The 18535-nt window shown below is 43.3% G+C and carries 15 protein-coding genes; 11 read left to right on the top strand and 4 right to left on the bottom strand.

Annotated elements, in window-relative coordinates; translation table 11 throughout:
* The first annotated feature begins 35 nt into the window (after positions 1 to 35).
* From AC1RRY_RS16245 to sufD, 6 genes are all read left to right on the top strand, one after another.
* On the top strand, positions 36 to 2186 hold the full coding sequence (locus AC1RRY_RS16245) for a sensor histidine kinase (RefSeq protein WP_492822699.1): 2151 nt from the start codon (positions 36 to 38) through the stop codon (positions 2184 to 2186).
* 28 nt (positions 2187 to 2214) lie between these two features.
* On the top strand, positions 2215 to 2589 hold the full coding sequence (locus AC1RRY_RS16250; RefSeq protein ID WP_492822697.1) for a response regulator: 375 nt from the start codon (positions 2215 to 2217) through the stop codon (positions 2587 to 2589).
* On the top strand, positions 2586 to 3632 hold the full coding sequence (locus AC1RRY_RS16255) for an adenylate/guanylate cyclase domain-containing protein (protein WP_492822695.1): 1047 nt from the start codon (positions 2586 to 2588) through the stop codon (positions 3630 to 3632). The genes AC1RRY_RS16250 and AC1RRY_RS16255 overlap by 4 nt, the downstream gene beginning before the upstream one ends.
* A 272-nt stretch (positions 3633 to 3904) precedes the next feature.
* Positions 3905 to 4669 (top strand): Fe-S cluster assembly ATPase SufC, encoded by a 765-nt coding sequence (gene sufC, locus AC1RRY_RS16260; protein WP_492822693.1) that lies wholly within the window; start codon positions 3905 to 3907, stop codon positions 4667 to 4669.
* A gap of 10 nt (positions 4670 to 4679) precedes the next feature.
* Positions 4680 to 5060 carry a RidA family protein gene (locus AC1RRY_RS16265; protein ID WP_492822691.1) on the top strand — a complete coding sequence of 127 codons (381 nt, stop codon included), beginning with the start codon at positions 4680 to 4682 and terminating at the stop codon, positions 5058 to 5060.
* 1 nt (position 5061) lies between these two features.
* Positions 5062 to 6390, top strand: a complete 1329-nt coding sequence (gene sufD, locus AC1RRY_RS16270) for a Fe-S cluster assembly protein SufD (protein ID WP_492822689.1) — start codon at positions 5062 to 5064, stop codon at positions 6388 to 6390.
* Between the two features lie 73 nt (positions 6391 to 6463).
* On the opposite strand, the gene AC1RRY_RS16275 is transcribed toward sufD, so the two are convergent.
* The 3 genes from AC1RRY_RS16275 to AC1RRY_RS16285 all read right to left on the bottom strand — a co-directional run bounded on the left by AC1RRY_RS16275 (position 6464) and on the right by AC1RRY_RS16285 (position 10471).
* The gene (locus tag AC1RRY_RS16275) at positions 6464 to 8902 is read right to left on the bottom strand and encodes an ATP-binding protein (RefSeq protein ID WP_492822687.1); all 2439 of its coding nucleotides are present in this window, start codon (positions 8900 to 8902) and stop codon (positions 6464 to 6466) included.
* Positions 8903 to 9082: 180 nt separating this feature from the next.
* Positions 9083 to 9448, bottom strand: a complete 366-nt coding sequence (locus AC1RRY_RS16280; RefSeq protein ID WP_492822685.1) for an Hpt domain-containing protein — start codon at positions 9446 to 9448, stop codon at positions 9083 to 9085.
* A 156-nt stretch (positions 9449 to 9604) separates the two neighbouring features.
* A complete protein-coding gene (locus AC1RRY_RS16285) occupies positions 9605 to 10471 on the bottom strand; it encodes an AraC family transcriptional regulator (RefSeq protein ID WP_492822683.1) in 867 nt (288 codons plus the stop codon).
* A 284-nt stretch (positions 10472 to 10755) separates the two neighbouring features.
* Here AC1RRY_RS16285 and AC1RRY_RS16290 point away from each other — a divergent pair, with 284 nt between their 5' ends.
* Genes AC1RRY_RS16290 through AC1RRY_RS16305 form a run of 4 tightly spaced genes read left to right on the top strand, consistent with a single transcriptional unit; the run spans position 10756 to position 15162 of the window.
* Positions 10756 to 11661 (top strand): dihydrodipicolinate synthase family protein, encoded by a 906-nt coding sequence (locus tag AC1RRY_RS16290; RefSeq protein ID WP_492822681.1) that lies wholly within the window; start codon positions 10756 to 10758, stop codon positions 11659 to 11661.
* 8 nt (positions 11662 to 11669) lie between these two features.
* Complete coding sequence (locus AC1RRY_RS16295; RefSeq protein ID WP_492822679.1) at positions 11670 to 12671, top strand: 4-hydroxyproline epimerase; 1002 nt, start codon at positions 11670 to 11672, stop codon at positions 12669 to 12671.
* 60 nt (positions 12672 to 12731) lie between these two features.
* Entirely contained in the window at positions 12732 to 14006 is a 1275-nt protein-coding gene (locus AC1RRY_RS16300; RefSeq protein WP_492822677.1) for an NAD(P)/FAD-dependent oxidoreductase, read from the top strand.
* Positions 13999 to 15162 carry an aminotransferase class V-fold PLP-dependent enzyme gene (locus AC1RRY_RS16305; protein ID WP_492822675.1) on the top strand — a complete coding sequence of 388 codons (1164 nt, stop codon included), beginning with the start codon at positions 13999 to 14001 and terminating at the stop codon, positions 15160 to 15162. The genes AC1RRY_RS16300 and AC1RRY_RS16305 overlap by 8 nt, the downstream gene beginning before the upstream one ends.
* Before the next feature lie 134 nt (positions 15163 to 15296).
* Here the strand turns inward: AC1RRY_RS16305 and AC1RRY_RS16310 are convergent, their stop codons facing one another.
* Positions 15297 to 16541 carry a dicarboxylate/amino acid:cation symporter gene (locus AC1RRY_RS16310; RefSeq protein ID WP_492822673.1) on the bottom strand — a complete coding sequence of 415 codons (1245 nt, stop codon included), beginning with the start codon at positions 16539 to 16541 and terminating at the stop codon, positions 15297 to 15299.
* Positions 16542 to 17419: 878 nt separating this feature from the next.
* Between AC1RRY_RS16310 and AC1RRY_RS16315 the strand changes: the two genes are divergently transcribed.
* Positions 17420 to 18511 carry a DUF6515 family protein gene (locus tag AC1RRY_RS16315; RefSeq protein WP_492822671.1) on the top strand — a complete coding sequence of 364 codons (1092 nt, stop codon included), beginning with the start codon at positions 17420 to 17422 and terminating at the stop codon, positions 18509 to 18511.
* Positions 18512 to 18535 lie beyond the last annotated feature (24 nt).

Raw genomic sequence — 18535 nt, forward strand, 5'->3', positions numbered from 1 at the left:
CACTAAATTTTTTTAAAAAAGACATTATAACCTGAATGAAACACTATTCCCTATTATTTATTATTTTCTTATTCTGCGTACAGGCTCAGGCACAAAAACAAAAGAAGTTTACGCCTATTGATGTCATTCCGGATTTTGGTACTACTCTGGCCAACCATTGGAAATGGCATGAGGGCGATAATCAGTTATGGGCAAAACCCGACTTTGACGATAAGCAATGGAAAAGCCTTTCGGTGAATGAGTCGATTGAACAATTACCCAAGGTAAGAGAAACACAGATAGCCTGGTTCAGAAGACCAATACAGGTCACTAAAGATTTGGTCGACAGCGCCTTATGCATCAGTATAAAGCAGATGGGTGCCTCAGAGATATACTTTGATGGTAAACTTATCCATAAATTAGGCGTAGTGAGCACCAATCCGGCACTTGAGAAAACACACGTATACGCTACAGCTTTGCCTATTTCTTTTCCGGATACTAACAAACATGTGCTGGCGGTTCGATATTCGTTTACGAAGGGTAATTTCTATTATCCCGGCACAAGTTCAGAAACATTTCATTTAAGATTACACCACACCCGTCAGGTAGGAGATTTTTTAGAAGAGCAGGCCAATCGTACTGCCGCATTCTTCTATCTGTTCACAGGCATATTTCTGATTTTTGCCATTCTGCACTTTTTGTTTTTTGCGTCTAATCCGGCCAAAAAAGTAAGCCTGAGTCTGGGATTAACCATGTTGTGTCTGACACTGGCGTTTTTTCTGAGAAGCATGGAAAGCTATCAGACAGAGATTACAGGAAAGGAGGTCTACAGTCTTTTGTCGGTAATAGTTACTTATGTCGGGGTGTTTCTTATTAATGTTTCTCTGTATCAATATCTGAGCCAGAAATTCGGCATTATCTTTTACACACTGGGACTAATGGTGGCAGGCAGCCTGACTTGCTATGTTTTTGCTATAGACGTGCCTTATGCGTTAGACTCATGGTTGCCGTTTTTATTGCTGTTTATTGATTTCATCCGGGTGAGTATCCTGGCTGAGCGGAGGAAAGACTTTAACGCAAAAGTGCCTATTTATTCATTAATGGTGGTAGCTATATGTGCCGCCACGGCTTTTATTATTCTGATGATTGAAGGAGCTACGGGCGCCGGGCCGGACAGTGTCATTCTAAGCATCGGTATTTTTATTATCATCATTATGTTCTTCAGTATTCCTATTGGCTTGTCGCTTTCGCTGGTGAGAGAATACTCAAGAACACACCAGTCGCTCAGAAACAAACTGCTGGAGATTGAAGAATTATCGGCCGAAAATCTGGCGCATGAGCAGGAAAAACAACAGATACTGACCGCGCAGAACGAAATGCTTGAGAAGCAGGTAACAGAGCGTACGGCAGAACTGGCGACGTCGCTGGAAGAACTGAAAACCACACAAACGCAGTTGATACAAAGCGAGAAACTGGCATCGTTGGGTGAATTAACCGCAGGCATTGCCCATGAAATACAGAATCCGTTGAATTTCGTGAATAATTTCTCTGAACTGAGCAAGGAACTGATTGATGAACTACAGGAAGAAAGAAGCAAAACCGAAAGAGACGAGGTGCTTGAGGAAGAACTGTTGAACGATATCACGCAGAATCTTGAAAAAATAAACCATCATGGCAAACGGGCCAGCAGCATTGTGCGGGGTATGCTCGAACATTCACGCGCAAGCACAGGCAAAAAAGAACCGATAGATGTAAATGCCCTTGCTGAAGAATATCTCCGGCTGGCTTATCATGGCATCAGAGCGAAAGACAAAAGCTTCAATGCTGACTTTAAGACTGATTTAGACAGCAGCCTGCCGAAGATACCGCTCATTGCGCAAGACTTCGGTCGGGTTTTATTAAATCTTATCAACAATGCCTTTTATGCCGTAAAAAATATGGAAGGCAAGGGGCAGGTAATTGTGCAAACCAGAAAACTGGGTGATGAAGTGGAAATACGTGTAACCGATAATGGCGTGGGTATACCCGATGCCATTAAGTCGAAGATTTTCCAACCTTTCTTTACTACCAAACCTACGGGGCAAGGGACAGGTTTGGGCTTATCGCTGGCTTATGACATCATCACAAAAGGACACGGAGGAACCCTGGAAGTGGAAACAAAAGAAGGAGTGGGGACAACGTTTATAATCAAATTGCCTTATCTTTGAAATATATTAATAGATTAATCTGGTTAAAATGAAAATTTTAGTAGTTGACGACGAAGAAGATGTAAGAACTTTATTTGAACAGCGTTTTCGCAGAGAAATACGATCGGGCGAGTTCGAATTTGCTTTCAGCGGTTCGGGAGAAGAGGCGCTGACGTATCTGGAAGGGCAGGATCTGCAGGCCATTCTGATTCTGTCAGATATTAATATGCCGGGTATGAGCGGTCTGGAACTGTTGAGACAGATAAGAACTGAATCGCCGAAGGCTCCGCCGACTATTATGATGATTACCGCCTACGGAGACGAACAAAGCCATGCACAGGCCATGAATTTAGGAGCGAACGATTTCCTGACCAAGCCCTTAGATTTTGCAGAACTCAAACAAAAACTAAAAAGCTCGATATGAACGCCAAAATAATGGTAGTGGACGATGAGGCCGATCTGGAAACGCTCATCAAACAGAAATTCCGTAGACAGATTCGAGAAAAAACGTATGAATTCAGCTTCGCTCAAAATGGAGTGGAAGCACTTAAGATATTGCAGGAAGCGCCAGACATTGATATGATATTGAGTGATATCAATATGCCTGAGATGGACGGCCTCACGCTGCTAAGCAAAATATCAGATTCAAACCCGCTATTGAAGGCAGTTATAGTGTCGGCCTATGGCGACATGGAGAATATCAGAGTAGCTATGAACAGAGGCGCTTTTGATTTTCTGACCAAACCCATCAATTTTGAAGACCTGGAGCTGACGGTCGAAAAGACTATCAAGCATGTGATTCAGTTGCGGCAAACATTACAGGCTATTAAAGAAAACAATATTCTGAAAATGTATGTAGATGAAACCGTGCTGAAGTTTATGAACAGCCACGAGTTTGAGAAGTCGCTCACAGCCAACGAAACCATAGAGGCAACAGTGGTTTTTATTGATATATGCGGTTTTACTTCCATTTCAGAAAAAGAATCACCCGATACGGTTGTGAACCTGATTAACAAGTATTTTGATGTGATGGTGAAGGGAATCATTGAACAGGGGGGCTATGTAGATAAATTTATGGGCGATGCCGTAATGGCCGTCTTCAAAGGCGATTACCACCTTGACCGGGCCATTGAAGCCTCGTTGGGTGTGCGTTCGGCTATTGATAAAATTGAAGAAGTATTACCCAACCATGCTACTTACCTGCCCAAGGTTTCTATTGGTATCAATACCGGCGAAATGATTTCGGGTAATATCGGGTCTGCATCCTTACGGCGTCTGGATTATACCGTAATCGGCGACACCGTAAACACAGCGCAACGTCTGCAGTCGGCGGCCAAGCCCAGCCAGATTATCATCAGCGAAGCCACCTATCATAAAGTGAAGGAATCATTTAACTGTAAGGAAGTGGGCGAAACCACCCTCAAAAATAAAGCGCAATCTGTTCAGTTATTTGAGGTAGTGGCATAAGCTGATGCCGGCGCAACCCATGCCCTAAAGTAATGTAATTCATTTGTTTTCAGATAATTAGCCGCAAATGGGCAGTTGGAGGTAAATTTCAGTGCTTGTCAGGTAAATTTTGAAGGCATGACGGAACGAGCAGACGCTTTTTAGGGTTATTAATTAAAGAATAAGAATAGCATCTTGGCTATTTTGGTTGTATCTTTGCAGTTTAATTTTTAGTTTCTATCAGAGTTTACAAACAATCAATAGTTAAGTATCATTTAAAATAAGGCTTAAAAATGCTCACTATTAGTAATTTACACGCAAGAATTGAGGAGAAGGAAATATTACGAGGAATAAATTTTGAGGTAAAACCTGGCGAAGTTCATGCCATTATGGGTCCGAATGGTTCGGGTAAAAGTACGCTTGCTTCTGTTCTGGCAGGTAGAGAAGACTATGAAATAACCAGTGGCACTGTTGAGTTCAACGGTAAAGATTTATTAGATATGTCTCCTGAAGAAAGAGCCGCCGAAGGTATCTTTCTTGCATTTCAATATCCTGTGGAAATACCCGGTGTAACCACCATTAATTTCCTTAAAACCGCTTTGAACGAAATCCGTAAATATAACGGACAAGAATCTTTAGATGCCGCTCAGTTTCTGAAAAGAATGAGAGAAAAAGCGAAGCTGGTAAAGATTGACGACGCCTTGCTGAAACGATCATTGAATGAAGGGTTTTCAGGTGGTGAAAAGAAACGTAACGAGATTTTCCAGATGGCCATGCTTGAGCCGCAATTGTGTATTCTTGACGAAACCGACTCAGGGTTGGATATTGACGCCTTGAGAATTGTAGCGGAAGGGGTAAATAAACTGAGAGACGAGAAGCGTTCATTCATAGTAGTAACACACTACCAACGTCTGCTTGACTATATCGTGCCAGACTATGTGCACGTACTATATAAAGGAAGAATAGTGAAATCGGGAACGAAAGAACTAGCGCTTGAACTGGAAGAAAAAGGTTACGATTGGATAAAAGCAGAGGTTGATTCTCTGGAAGTAGCGTAATGTTTCAACCATGAAAAGCATTCTGGTAACCGGCAGCCCGCAACCCGCAGGTCATTATTCGCAGGCAATTGTGAGCAATGGTCTGGTTTATACTTCAGGTATTTTACCTATCAAGATTAAAACTTCTGAAAAACTGCCGGTTGAAACAGGTATTGAAGAACAAGCGGCGGTAGTGTTTGATAATCTGAAACAGATTCTGGAAGAAGCAGGCACCGACCTGACCAAAGTAGTGAAAACTACTGTTTATATTTCGGATGGAGAATACTGGGGAGTTATCAATCAGTTATACGCAGGTTTTTTCGGAAATCACCGGCCGGCAAGGTCGATTGTTCCGGTAAAAGAATTGCATTTTGGCTATAAAATAGAATTAGAAGCAATAGCAGAATTATAAGATGAGTTCTATAGAAAATAAGGATTTAAAGAATCAATTAATAGCTGATTTTCAGGCCCTGGAGGCACAGCTGAATGGCAAGAGCACATTGCCTGCAAACCAGTTGCGCATTGAAGCCATGAAAAGTTTTGACAGGCTGGGTTTTCCGACGATCCGACATGAGGAGTGGAAGTATAGCAACGTTTCGACGCTTACCAAACAAAACTTTAATTTTGAGGCTGATTCTGATTTCGATAGTAAAGATTTACAGGAGATACATCTGCCACATCTGAAAGGCAATGTGCTTTATTTTATCAACGGTGTATTTCATGCGGAGTTGTCGCAGATTGAAAGCCCCGGTGAATATTTGCGGGTAGTACCTTTTGCTGAAGCGCAGCAGAAAATGCCTGAGGTAATTGACCAGTATTTTGCCAAATACGCCGACTATAAAAATGATGCCTTCACTGCCTTAAATACGGCTTTAGCCAAAGACGGCGTAGTGGTGCACATTGCAGATAATAAAACGCTGGAAGAACCCGTGATACTTCGTTTCATTGGCGACACCCGAAAAGAAGATGTAGGTGCGCAGGTTAGAAACCTGATTGTAGTGGGCAAAAACGCTGAAGTAAAAATAGCGGAAGCATACCGCACCATTGGTGATAATAAATACTTTATCAATACGGTAACCGAGTTTGTGCTTTTTGAAGACGCAAGAGCTGATTACTACAAAGTACAGAACGAAAGCGATAATACCTACCACATTGGTACTACAGAAGTATATCAGAAAGATAAAAGCTATTTTTATGGAGCAACCGTTACAGTAAACGGAGGTTTTGTGAGAAACAACCTGAATATCGTTCTGGATGGTGAACACATTGAAAGCCATTTGTACGGCCTGTATGTGCCCAGCGGTAAGCAACACATAGATAATCATACGCTTGTTGACCACAGAAAACCTAACTGCCAGAGCAATGAGTTGTACAAAGGTATTCTGATGGAGAAATCGACAGGGGTATTTAACGGAAAAATATTTGTTCGGGAAGACGCCCAGAAAACCAACGCTTATCAGAACTGCCGCAATGTGGTAACAACTGACGAAGCCACCATGAACACCAAACCACAGCTGGAAATATGGGCTGATGATGTGAAGTGTTCGCACGGTACAACAACCGGTAAGCTGAACGACGAAGCGATATTCTACATGCGGTCACGCGGGATACCAAAGAATGAAGCCATTCGTTTGCAACTGCTGGCCTTTGCCGAAGACGTAGTTTCTCAGATTAAGATAGATTCGATTAAAGAATACCTCGAAGGGTTAATCGTAGATAAATTAGGAGGCTTAGGAAATTGAGCTTTACGTAGCATAAATAAAAAGTCCTCATATTTACTATGAGGACTTTTTGCATATATAGGCCATACAGGGTTTATCGCTGTAAATAATTTTCAATTTTGTTGAGTATTTCTCTCTGGCGATACGGTTTCGGCAGGTAGTCGTCAAAGCCTGCTTCTTCCAGCGCAGTAGAGTCTTTCAGGAATACATCAGCCGTTAAAGCGATAATAAATGGCTGGTCGGTTTCCTGATATATTTCCCGGATGAGTTTTGAAGTCATGATACCATTGATGCCGGGCAGCTGAATATCCATAAAAATCAGATCATACTTCTTGTTCTTTGCCTCTGCCACTGCTTTTTCGCCGGTATCTACGATGTCAAAATTATCCATCACACCTTCCAGTATGCGCTTCAATATTTTCTGATTGAACTCATTGTCTTCCACAACCAGCACGCTGTGGTGCGCTAGTATTTTCTCAGGTTTCGTGTCTTGTTTTTGAACCGGTTGCGACGAGGCAATCTCGTTGTTGAATATCCATTTTTCAACCGCTTTCATTAAGCTCTTTAATTTCAGCGGTTTAATAATCATCTCGCTGTAACCCCACCTGTCGTATGCTTTTGCCTCTTTCTCATGGCTATAGGCCGTCAAGATTACGGGTACCTGTTCAGAGATACCATTGGCTCGTAAAACTTTAATAGTGTCTTCGAGCTTGCCATCTACCTGCATGGAATCGACGAGAATGAGGGCCGGTGTTTTTTGAGGCGACTTAAAGAATCCTTCTGCGGTAGATGAAGTAACCAGTTCCAGTTTTTTATCTTTAAAGTACTGATCAAACGTTTCGACGGCCTGCGGCGCATTCAACGACCAGATGCAGGTGTCGGCATTGGCGTACTTAGAGAATAAATCGCCCATCAGAATTGGCTTCGAGTCGGTATTTTCGAATGGTATCTCAAAGAAAAACTCAGCACCCTGATTTACCTTGCTTTTTACACCGATTTCTCCCCCCATCATTTCAGTCAGGCGCTTACAAATGGCGAGGCCCAGCCCCGTACCACCTGAATGCTTATTGGTTAATTGTTTGAACCGGTCAAATATAAACTCCTGTTCACCCGGCTCAATGCCTTTGCCCTGGTCTATCACCTTGCATGAAAGCGTAGGTTTGCCATTTACGTTGATTGCCGAAGCCCTGATGCTAACCCAGGCATCGTTTGGTGAGAATTTGATGGCATTTGAAATAAAGTTAAGAACAATCTGGCGCAACCGGTTTCTGTCTGCCTTGATGTATACAGGCAGATTCGGATTCAGCATAACTCTCAACTGGATGCTTTTTTCAAGGGCAGTAGCATAGAATACGTCTACGCAGTCGTCAAATAATTCAACCGACGAAAACACCTCGGGCTGAATGGTAAGCTCTCCGGCTTCTATTTTAGAATAATCAAGAATATCGTTTATCAGAGAAATAAGGCTTTCGCCGCTTTTCTTTATAATGTTCACGAGTTCAAACTGTTCGTTTGACAGCGGCGTATTTTCCAGCAGACTCACCGCACCAATTACCCCGTTCATAGGAGTCCTGATTTCGTGGCTCATATTAGCCAGAAACGAGGTTTTCATGAGGTTGTCGCGTCGTTCTTTTTCTGCCAGGTGAATCAGCTGATGGTTGATTTCCTGCAGGCGTTCTTCTACCTGTTCTTCAATGGTTACATCCTCAAAAATCCAGATCCGGCCCGAATACCTGTTTACATGTATTAATTGTGTAATGACGTTGTAAGTGCGGTTAACCGACGCACCGAATTTCCATCGCCAACGGTCAATGGAGTTCGAAAACATCAGCTCCTGCATTTTGTTCTGTACCTCTTCCTTGTTTTGTAACTTGTTCAGTAAGTCGCTGAAGCCTTCGGCAATTTTCTGCGAAGTAACAGGGGCATCAGGAGAGAACCCGAACAAATCATAGGCCTTTGTATTCAGAAAAACACCGTTGGCGCTTTCATCAACAAAAACAATAGGGATGGGGCTTTTGCTAAGAATGGACTCAAACCGTATGTTCAGTTCGGTGAGTTCAGTAGTTGTCTGGTAGGTTGAAACAATTTCTTCAAATCTTACCTTGCAAAGCAAAGAAAAGTACCGGTAAGCATGATGTATATTGGTATCGGTAGCACAAATTTTTACCAGCAGCCCAGACGAGTGCTCGGTTTTGATGGTCTGAACAATAACTTTCTTCGGCACGTTTTCGAAGCTGAAAACAGCGGTATTGTTTTCAATGACCTTAAAGTTGGTATCCATCAGCTTCAGTAATTCCTGAAAAGGAATCTCGCGCCCGACCAGCGACGAATCGGTGGCATGGGTTACCACGGCTTTACCGGCTTTCGGAAAACTCACATAATATATTTTTTCGGCAACATCCAGTTTTTTTAATGATTGAAACAGTACGTTCATCATCTTGTCGAAGGTATTCTGTATACCTATCGTACTCTTAAAAAAACGGACGTAATTATCCGACCAGATTTTTTGTTCTTCAGATTCACTCGTTAGCATATTGTTCTTTAGGCAGATGGTTGTGGTTCTTTTGCCTTCGACATAGCAATGTCTTATTGCTACAAAGATAATAAAAACCTACTAATATTGCGGTTTAATTGTAGCGATACGCAACGAAACATAAACTTAGGGCAAGCAGGTAAGTAATGCAATCTATAAGGAGCAAGAGATTATAGTGTTTCAACTTAGGCTATCATATTCAGATTGAATGATTCCGATAAAATCGGCGATTTCCTGAATAATTTCACTTGATTCTTCATTGGAGACATCAAAGTATGGGTCATTTTTGGCTTTTTGCTCAAACTTTTTCATACGATCTGATAAGTCCATACCACCTACGAAACCCACCCCCGAACTGATGGCATGTATTTTCTTTACGAGCCTGTCTTTATCTCCGTCGGCCTGAGCGGCCCTGAGTTCGTCCACTTCTTCAGGCATTAAAGCCAGAAAGTCTTCAAAAACTTCAACCAGATATTCGAGTGTATCATAGTTGTCTATTAAATATTCTTTGTCGATGACAGGATTAAACTGATGAGATTCAAACATAGTGTAGTAAACTTGTGTGCTATGAACTTTTAAATTTTGCCAAAAAGTAAAACTTATTTTCAGTTAAAGCAAAATTTGTTGAAGTGATTACCTGAAATGTTTGCAAAAACCTATACATAAAGTTTATTGAAGAGAGAAACAGCTAGAAATCATGGTTTAGTTATTGATGTGATATTTTCTCAAATATGCGCTTGGGGTCATCTGTGTGCGGTTTTTGAATTGCCGGTTAAAATTGGATACGTTGTTGAATCCATTAGCAAAACAGACTTCCAGCACACTTGTGTCGCCGTTTTGTAACATACGACAGGCATGCCCGATACGGATGTCGTTCAGGAAGTCGGAGAAGGTTTTGCGGGTGCGCAATTTAAAGAAACGGCAAAAGGCGTTCTGGGTCATGTTGGCTATGCCAGCTACTTCTTCCAGGTTTATTTCACGTTTATAGTTGCGCATCAGAAACTCAAACACATCGTTTATGCGTTGATTGTCGGTTTCTTTCTGAGTGCTTTGGTAGGCAATGCTCGAAAGAAATTCTTTGTCGGGCGAGGCCGAGATGGCATTGAGTATCTCCAGGAATGTCAGCAGTTTTTCGAATCCATTTTTATGAATAATTGATTCAACCAGATGGGTAAGTGCATTTGCTTCTTTGTTTCTGATTCTGAACCCGCGCGATGCCTCGGTCAGTAGGGTTTTCAGGTGCTGTGTTTCAGGAATATCGAAGAAGTTTTCGCCCAGTATATCTCCTCTGAAATACACTGATATTGAATAGGCACGTAAAGATTGGGCATAGTATTCGGCATCGTTCCGAAATACGTGAGGCAGATTACTGCCCAGAAAATAAATATCATACGGCTGAAAACGAGCCACGTTGTCGCCTACAAACTGGGTGCCGGTGCTTTCGAGCATCAGAGTTATCTGCCATTCGGGATGAAAATGCAGGGTATCATAAAAATAGGGCAGGTCGTCTACCTGTACACGAAACGACTCTGTTTCTGTTTTTGGAATCCGGAAGAGCAGGGGTTTCATGAGGATTGAGTGAATTAGTGATTGAGCGAGTTAGTGATTGTATTTAATGGCGAATGGTGAATTGCGAATTAGTGAATATATTGTGAAACATTGTGTCTTTGAGTGCATAGTGGCAAATACATTACGCTAACAATAAATACTAATTTATCTGTATTTTTTGTATTGACAAAGTATATGGGGTAAAAAAGTATAGGTAATGGCGAAATGAGAATAAGTATTTGCGGGATTCGTATATTAGTTTTGTATCAGATAAACTGAATTACTCATTTTATAGACTATAAGACATGAAACCAACCTGGACAGGCGTTTACCCGGCCGTTACCACTAATTTTTTTCAGGACGAAAGCCTTGACCTGAAAACCTTTTCATTCAATATTGACGAACAGATAAAAGCGGGTGTGCATGGCATTATTATCTGTGGTTCATTGGGCGAAAACGGTACCCTGACCAAGGAGGAAAAACTGACTTTGCTCGAAACCGCCAAAAATACCATAGCCGGCAGAGTGCCATTGGTAATTTGTATTGCAGAATGTATTACACGTGAGGCGATTGCTTTTGCAAAAGAATGTGAGCAGGCAGGTGCCGAAGGCTTTATGTTATTGCCACCCATGCGCTACCCGGCAGACGACAGAGAGACCTTGCATTATCTGCACAGAGTGGCCGATTCTACCGATTTGCCCGTAATGGCTTATAATAATCCGCTGGCGTATAAGACTTTTATCTCTATCCCGATGTTTCATGAGTTGGCGGCCAATCCGCATTTTGAGGCCATGAAGGAATCAACGGGTGACATCAGATACATGACTGACATTATCAACGAATTCGGTAATCGCTTCAAGATTCTGTCTGGTGTAGACGATCTGGCCTTTGAAAGCCTGGTAATGGGTGCTGACGGATGGGTGGCTGGTTTGGTTGATGCTTTCCCGCGTGAAACGGTGGCCATCTACGAATTGGTGAAGCAAGGACGCCTTGAAGAAGCCAGAGCTATTTACCGCTGGCACTTCCCGTTGATGCACCTGGACGTATCGACCAAATTTGTACAGAACATAAAACTGGCTGAAGTAGCCACAGGGCTGGGTACTGAATGGGTGCGTGAGCCACGTTTGCCCCTGGCAGGTGAAGAACGTGAGCGTGTGTTGAAAGTGATTAATGATTCGCTGGCTACCAGACCTGTTTTACCTCAATTCTGATTGAAACCATGACCAAAACATTTTTTTGTATAGATGCCCACACCTGCGGGAATCCGGTGCGACTGGTGGCAGGTGGAGGCCCGGTGCTGGAAGGGGCGAATATGTCTGAGAAACGCCAGCACTTTCTGCGTGAGTATGACTGGATACGCAAAGGCCTGATGTTTGAGCCGCGTGGACACGACATGATGTCGGGCAGTATTCTGTATCCACCTCACGACCCTGCTAACGATGTGGCTGTGCTATTCATCGAAACCAGCGGATGCCTGCCCATGTGCGGGCACGGAACAATTGGGACTATTACAATAGCCATTGAGCACGGCCTGATTCAGCCTAAAAAACCGGGTTTTGTAAGAATGGAAGCACCGGCAGGTCTCGTGCAGATTGAGTATAAGCAGGAGGGCAACAAGGTGAAATTTGTGAAGCTGACCAACGTGGCGTCGTTTCTGGCTGCTGAAAACATTGAGGTAGAATGCCCTGAATTAGGCACACTGAAAGTAGATGTGGCCTACGGAGGAAATTATTACGCCATTGTAGATGTGCAGGAGAATTTTCCGGGACTGGAGCATTTCAAGGCTGACCAGCTGATTGCCTGGGCAAGAGTGCTGAGAGAGCGCATCAATGCCAGCCATACGTTTGTGCACCCAGAGAACCCGACTATTAACGGGCTGAGCCATATTGAATGGACGGGCGCAGTAATAGATCCGACCTCAACTGCCCGCAATGCCGTTTTTTATGGTGACAAGGCCATTGACCGTTCGCCATGTGGAACGGGGACATCGGCGCGTATGGCCCAATGGGCTGCCAAAGGTAAACTGAAACCCGGTGACGAGTTTGTTCATGAGAGCATTATCGGCAGTAAGTTTGTTGGTCGCATTGAAGGCACAACCAAAGTAGGTGATTTTGACGCCATTTACCCGAGTATTGAAGGTTGGGCCAGAATTTATGGCAACAATACCATTACCATCGACGACCAGGACGATCCCTATGCCTTTGGGTTTCAGGTGATATAAAGCAGTTACTAAATCGATAAAACATAAACATTACGGCATTTCAATTAAAATTAATTAAGAATGGCTTCGAACGCTAAATCACCGCAGGTGGTTATTATTGGCAGTGGCATTATCGGGTTGTATTCAGCCTACTATCTGCAACAAAAGGGGCATGAAGTTACCATTATTGAACGCACCGACGGTACCGATGGCTGTTCTTATGGCAACGCAGGGATGATAGTACCCAGCCATTTTATTCCGCTGGCAGTGCCGGGCATGATAGAAAAAGGTATCCGCTGGATGTTCAATGCTGAAAGTCCGTTTTATGTGAAACCCCGTCTGAACTGGGATTTAATTTCGTGGGGGCTGAAGTTTTACAAGGCCGCCAATCAGAAACAGGTTGAGCGAGCTATGCCTGCATTAAGAGACATCAGCCTGTTTGCCAAAAAGCTGTATCAGGATTTTGCGAAAGACGAAAACAACGATTTTAGTTTTGAAGAAAAAGGCCTGATGATGCTCTGCAAAACTGCTCATAGCTTTGAAGAAGAAGCCGCAGTGGCCGAAACCGCCAACAAGATAGGTATTGAAGCCCGCGTGCTGGACTTGAAGAATCTGCACGAAATGGAGCCGGAAGTGAAACCTGATGTGGCCGGTGCGGTGTATTATCCGGGGGATGCCCATCTCTATCCGAACCGACTGGTAAAAAAACTGAAAGACCTGCTACAGCAACGAGGGGTTACATTTTTATATAATACAGAAGTAACGGGCTTTGAGACTGAAGGAGGTAGTATTAAAAGTATAAAGACTGATAAAGGCAATACCATTGCCGTTGAAGAACTGATTATTGCCACCGGCTCGTGGTCGCAATTATTGACAAAACAACTCAATATTAACCTGCCGATGCAGGCAGGGAAGGGTTATAGTACTACTTTAGAGCAGCCGGAAGGAAAAAAACTAAATATACCATCTATTCTGCTGGAAGCTCGTGTGGCCATTACGCCTATGGGTGAAAACAACATTCGCTTTGGAGGAACGATGGAAATCGGTGGTATTAATCAGGATATCAATATGAACCGGGTAAGGGGTATTATCAAGGCAGTGCCTGAGTTTTTTCCTGATTACCCGATACGAGTACCTGAGCAAGGCAAAGTGTGGTCGGGTTTGCGCCCCTGCTCCCCTGACGGCTTGCCTTATATAGGCAGAACAGCTAAGTATAAAAACCTGATTATTGCTTCAGGCCATGCCATGATGGGTCTTAGTCTGGCGCCGGGCACCGGAAAACTGGTACAGGAAATAGTTGACCGGGAGCCAACAAGTATAGATATTTCGATGTATAAGCCCGAAAGATATGATTAACCAGTCGCACTTATTTGCTTTAGAAGAAGGTATCACTTACCTGAATGGTGCAGCCTATGCACCCATGCTGAAAACATCTGTAGCCAAAGGTACCGAGGGCATGATGATGAAGGCATCAAGGCCATTTACCATTAATCCGCAAAGTCATTTTGAGCCGGCGGAAAAGGTGCAGAAATTATTTGCCCGATTGCTCAATATTGATAACCCGCAGCGGGTGGCTATTATTAATTCGGTTTCTTACGGCATGGCTGTTGTAGCACGTAATCTGCACCGGTTGCCCGGGATTCTGACTAAAAAGCATATTCTGCTGATTCAGGATGAGTTTCCGAACAATGTGTATGCCTTTGAAAGGGTCTGCTATGAATTATCATTGAAATATAATACCATTGCTAAGCCTGAGACATCAGAGAATCGGGGGCAATTATGGAACGAAAGCATACTCAATAGCATCAACCACGAAACGGCCATGGTTGTAATGCCTCAGATACACTGGATTTATGGCGTTAAGTTTGACCTAGCAGCTGTTTCAAAACGATGCAAGGAAGTAGGAGCATTGCTGATAGTAGATGCTACACAATCGGTAGGTGCGATGGATTTCGACGTGCAGACCATTCAACCTGATGCCGTAATCTGCGCCGGGTATAAATGGTTGCTCGGGCCTTATAGTATCGGGCTGGCCTATTTCGGTGAGTTTTTTGATGAGGGCGTTCCGGTAGAAGAATCCTGGTTAAACCGGGTTGAAAGTGATAAATTTGCGCAGCTTATCCGGTATCAGAAAGCTTACAGGCCTTTTGCCCAAAGGTATAATACCGGAGAATACTCGCAGTTCATACAGTTACCCATGCTGGAAGATTCACTTACACAAATACTTGAATGGGGCGTGAACAATATTCAGGAATACTGCCGGGGCATCACACAAAAGCCGTTGGAAGCCTTAATCAATATGGGTTGTAACCTTGAAACAGAAGCTTATCGAGGGAATCACCTGTTAGGTATCAGTCTGCCTGATGGAGTGGATAATGCCGGCTTCACTGAGCAACTGCTGCAAAACAGAATCATTATTTCCAACCGCGGGGTAGCAATCCGGGTTTCACCGCATGTATACAATACCGAAGCCGATATGTGGGCTTTGGTTGAATGCCTGAAACGCCCCTAACCCCTAAAGGGGAATTTATTACCTGATTTCATAAAAAAAGAGGCCGTCTCAAAAAGATTATTTGGTTCAAAATCTTTTTGAGACGGCCTCTTTCGGATATATGTTAAAATTCTCCGGTGTTCTATAATTCCCCTTTAGGGGTTAGGGGTGCTTGTTTGCAATTCCCCTTCCCATTTGGCTACTATGGCAGTGGCTACGGCATTACCTGCTACTGATGTAGCCGAACGGCCCATATCCAACAACCAGTCGACTGCAAAGAGTAGAATCAGCCCCTCAGCAGGAAGATTGAACATTGACATGGTTCCGGCAATTACTACCAGCGATGCCCTCGGTACACCGGCAATTCCTTTACTGGTAATAAGCAGTGTGAGTAGCATGGTTATTTGCTGGCCAATGGATAAATCGACACCATAAGCCTGTGCGATAAACCCTGTGGCGAAGGTCATGTACATCATGGAGCCGTCCAGGTTGAACGAATATCCTAAAGGCAACACAAAGCTCACAATCCGCTCAGACACACCGAATTTCTTCAATTGCTCAATCTGTAATGGCATGGATGCTTCTGAACTGGCCGTGCTGAACGACAGAAACAAGGCATCTTTTACATACTGGAGCAGTTTCCAGTATGGCACTTTGGCAAACACACAGATAACCGGCAGAACCACCAATATGAAAAACGCCAGTGTGGCAAAGAAACAAATGATCAGATACAGATATCCACCCAGAATACCCAGACCTTTTTGCGCAATTACAGCCGCTACCGCACCGAAAACGGCATAAGGAGCAAAGCCCATTACGTAGCCCACAATTTTAAACATTACTTCAGACACGGCGTCAAGGCCCTTGATAATTACCTTTCCGTGGTTACCTATAGCAGCCGTGGCAATACCGAAAAAGATAGAGAAAACTACAATCTGCAGAATTTCGTTAGTGGCCAGTGCTTCAAAGAAACTTTGCGGAAAAAGATGGGTAACAAAGTTTTCAAGAGTCATTTTCTTCGACTCAACTCCTGTGTCGGCACCTGTCTGTGGCAGAGAGATATCCATCAGTTTGCCGGGTTTCAGAATATTTACGGCTATTAAACCAGTAAGAAGCGATAAAATTGTAGCGAAATAAAAATAGCCCAGTGTTTTTACACCAATCCGCCCCACGGTTTTAAAATCTCCCAATTTGGCTATTCCAACTGTAAGAATCGAGAAAATCAACGGTCCGATAATCATCTTAATCATTCGCAGAAAGACTTTACTCAATATATTGAGGTATTTACTCCATGAGTCAAGTGCAACCGGATCAGACGTCAGGTAGATGTTCATCAGGTATCCTACAAGAATACCGAATGCCATGCCGATGAAGATTTTCCAGGTAATGTTTAGTTTCATAATGAAGTTGGTATCCCTTTCCCTGCAGGGGAGTATTGTTTAGGTTAAGGCCGGAATATGAGACTCATCAGGGAGATGAGAGAGGTTTCCGGTTCAATTTTATACAATAATGGCTAAAAAATATAAGTAGTCAAAATCCCGAAGGCTTGAATATTGATTTAGTTAATGATTTTCTACCTAATTTTCAATTTTAGATGTGTCAGGTAAGTCGCTTTTAACGGTTTTTTAAAAAAATGACCTCGTGCCGCAACCATCTGATAAAAATCAGCGTATACACAGTTACATAAGGCATGGGGAAACATATAAATGTCTGTAATGATAGAGTCTGGTAGTTTTTATTAACTGGTTGTTAATCAGGAGGTTAAAATACCACATAACCCTGATACAAAACAGGGGTTTTTACTCTAAAAACTACGGGGTATATTTCAGAGTTTTGTATCATCCATTCAATTAATAGTTATTAATATGTTACCGTTGCCGAGAACCGATAAGAGTCTCAACTATTTAGCCATGATTTACCCGCTACAAATCTTACTCACGATTGTATTGATATTGCTTGGTTTATATGTATTGTATCGCTCTTCGTTATGGAAGAGGGGGTTTGATCAGAGAGATAAGTTTTCAAAGTAGATTTTTCATCATAGTGGTTAGGATTATAGCAAAAAGCCAACTCGACTGGGTTGGCTTTTTTGTGTTAACTGATCAGACAGACTAAATACTAAATCTACAGCGTTAATAAATAGTAGCAGAAGTCTGCTGAAAAACTAATGTCTGACGGCTGTTCTACATAACACATTGTTAATGTTTGTTAACAGCCACATACAGACTAAACTTTTAGGTTAGTATTTGCATCTATTAGCTATAAATCAGCAAAACAAATGAAAGAGATGAAAACAAGAGCTATAAATCGGTTGCTCGTTCCTGACTGGAAACGGAGCATTGCTGCTACATTAATACTGTTGGCAGGCTTGAGTGCTGTTAATACTTATGCGCAGGAAGGACGAGGCCGTGGTGAAGGGGGCAGCAGGGGAGAAAGCAGAGGTTCGGGCGAAGGTAGGTCTGCCGGTCGCGGTGGCGACAGAGGTACTGTGAGCAGAGGCGAAAGCAGAGGTGCAGGCGGAAGAAGTGAGAGTGCGTCTGCCGAAAGAAGAAGTAACGACAGAATTGCCATGGGTGGCGAAAACCGTGGAAGCCGGACACCGGGACAAGACAGGAGAGGGCCGGAGGCCGGAAGAAATGACAGGGGCGAGGGGCGTTCAGAGAGACCTCAACCGGATAGCAGAGGTGAAGGCCGCCGCATAGAAACTCCAAGACCAGACCATGACCGTGGTGGCAGAGGTAATGACAATAGAGATGGAAACCGCGTGTATGATAACAGAGGTGGAAGAGATAATAACGACAGAAACCGCGTATATACCGACAGAGGTGGCAGAGGTAATGATAACAGAGGCAGATGGGACGACCGGGGACGCCGGGATTATGGCAGATACGACCGCCGTGGCTATGATAACAGAAGATTTGATGGACGTGTAGGATCTCCCAGTTGGAGATACTATAACCTGCCACGTAGAAATTCAGTAGTACGTATATTGCCAACTTCTTGTTTGCCGGTTTTTTACGGCGGTATCAACTATCGGTACTATAACGGTATTTATTACCGCCCTTACAGAGATACTTACGTAGTAGCGTATCCTCCTGTTGGCTTAAGAATCAGAATATTGCCTATTGAGGTTCAGTTATATTCATTCTTTGGCGTGAGTTACCATTATTATAACGGTTCTTATTACCGGCCAATCGGCAACGAGTATGAGGTTGTACCGCCCCCTGTAGGCGCACTGGTTGAGAGCATTCCTGACGGTTACGAGCAACTGGTGATTGACGGAGAAACTTATTATATCGTAGACGGTGTGCAATACAGAGCTGTGCTGCACGAAGGTGAGATATGGTATGAAGTGATCAAGATAAATTAATAAGCTTTCAGGTTTTTAACGCAA

Source organism: Emticicia sp. GW821-FHT11C11 (assembly GCF_058808615.1).

Coding starts and splice junctions, on each gene's coding strand:
- AC1RRY_RS16275 (WP_492822687.1), bottom strand. CDS start 8,902: ATGCTAACGAGTGAATCTGAAGAACAAAAAATCTGGTCGGATAATTAC.
- AC1RRY_RS16300 (WP_492822677.1), top strand. CDS start 12,732: ATGGCTTCGAACGCTAAATCACCGCAGGTGGTTATTATTGGCAGTGGC.
- sufD (WP_492822689.1), top strand. CDS start 5,062: ATGAGTTCTATAGAAAATAAGGATTTAAAGAATCAATTAATAGCTGAT.
- AC1RRY_RS16245 (WP_492822699.1), top strand. CDS start 36: ATGAAACACTATTCCCTATTATTTATTATTTTCTTATTCTGCGTACAG.
- AC1RRY_RS16295 (WP_492822679.1), top strand. CDS start 11,670: ATGACCAAAACATTTTTTTGTATAGATGCCCACACCTGCGGGAATCCG.
- AC1RRY_RS16290 (WP_492822681.1), top strand. CDS start 10,756: ATGAAACCAACCTGGACAGGCGTTTACCCGGCCGTTACCACTAATTTT.
- AC1RRY_RS16280 (WP_492822685.1), bottom strand. CDS start 9,448: ATGTTTGAATCTCATCAGTTTAATCCTGTCATCGACAAAGAATATTTA.
- AC1RRY_RS16315 (WP_492822671.1), top strand. CDS start 17,420: ATGAAAGAGATGAAAACAAGAGCTATAAATCGGTTGCTCGTTCCTGAC.
- AC1RRY_RS16250 (WP_492822697.1), top strand. CDS start 2,215: ATGAAAATTTTAGTAGTTGACGACGAAGAAGATGTAAGAACTTTATTT.
- AC1RRY_RS16265 (WP_492822691.1), top strand. CDS start 4,680: ATGAAAAGCATTCTGGTAACCGGCAGCCCGCAACCCGCAGGTCATTAT.
- AC1RRY_RS16305 (WP_492822675.1), top strand. CDS start 13,999: ATGATTAACCAGTCGCACTTATTTGCTTTAGAAGAAGGTATCACTTAC.
- AC1RRY_RS16310 (WP_492822673.1), bottom strand. CDS start 16,541: ATGAAACTAAACATTACCTGGAAAATCTTCATCGGCATGGCATTCGGT.
- AC1RRY_RS16285 (WP_492822683.1), bottom strand. CDS start 10,471: ATGAAACCCCTGCTCTTCCGGATTCCAAAAACAGAAACAGAGTCGTTT.
- AC1RRY_RS16255 (WP_492822695.1), top strand. CDS start 2,586: ATGAACGCCAAAATAATGGTAGTGGACGATGAGGCCGATCTGGAAACG.
- sufC (WP_492822693.1), top strand. CDS start 3,905: ATGCTCACTATTAGTAATTTACACGCAAGAATTGAGGAGAAGGAAATA.